This is a genomic window from Vibrio sp. 1402, from assembly GCF_033340275.1.
Window position 1 is genome coordinate 1 of sequence record NZ_JAWOWE010000603.1, and the last position, 544, is coordinate 544.

Annotated in this window: 1 pseudogene; it reads left to right on the forward strand. The window is 45.4% G+C overall.

Annotation, left to right across the window (positions count from 1 at the left end):
- Window positions 1–544, forward strand: a pseudogene (locus R7044_RS27480) (oligoendopeptidase F); the annotation flags it as partial.

Sequence of the window (544 nt, forward strand, 5' to 3'; positions counted from 1 at the left end):
ATGACCACTCCTAGTTGGGACTTATCCATCGTTTACAACGACCTTGCCGACCCTCGAATTCAAGACGATATCGCACTTGTTGAGCAATGTATTGACCTGCTGAATAAGCAATCGCAAGATTGTGAAAATGTTGAAGTGATGCAAAATGCCATTCTGACTAACGAAGCAGCAAGTCGCTTGGCGGGCACGGTCTATAACTTCGCAAATTGCTACTCATCAGTGAACGCTACTAACGCCGAAGCGAAAGCGCTTTCTGGTCGTATGATGCGTATTTTCTCTGAATTGTCTCAAGCGTTTAGTGCTTTCGAACTTACCTTAACGCATGCAGATGATGAGTTCATTGCTCGCGTTCTCGATCACGAAAATCCAGACATCAGCGGTCAAGCTTTCTCTATTATGGAGTCGAGAAAACTGGCAGATACACGCTTGAGTATGGAAGAAGAGAAGCTTTTAGCTGCGATGAGTGTCGATGGCAAATCTGCGTGGGGCAATTTGTACGACAACTTGACGGGTTCGTTAAAGGTTACGTTAGACCATGCTGATG